Source organism: Pseudomonas sp. 34 E 7 (genome assembly GCF_900005715.1).
GTDB lineage: Bacteria > Pseudomonadota > Gammaproteobacteria > Pseudomonadales > Pseudomonadaceae > Aquipseudomonas > Aquipseudomonas orientalis_A.
In genome coordinates this window covers 1-242 of sequence record NZ_CVTX01000009.1, presented here as the reverse complement: position 1 = coordinate 242, position 242 = coordinate 1, and the positions used below count along the sequence as shown (strand labels likewise).

1 protein-coding gene is annotated in these 242 nt (G+C 55.4%); it reads right to left on the bottom strand.

Features of this window, described 5'->3' with window-relative positions:
* The coding region (locus BFP96_RS00365) for an immunoglobulin-like domain-containing protein (RefSeq protein WP_139113290.1) at window positions 1-242 on the bottom strand (242 nt) is incomplete at both ends.

Genomic DNA, 242 nt, shown 5'->3' with positions numbered 1-242 from the left:
AGTGCTCGCCACCAGTGACAGTCTTGATAGCAGTGGTGACGGTTTGGTCGCCTTTATAGACGTCATCTGGTGCAACAACCGAAACGCTGCCGCTCGATTGGTTTACACCGATAGTGATGCTCTGGCCGTTATCGAGTGTGACGGTCAGCGGATTGGTGATGTTGGTCACCAGTGCGCCGTTCTTATCCACAAGGCTGGCGGTGTAAACGATGTTGCCGCCTTCGCCAACCGTGGTGGTAGCG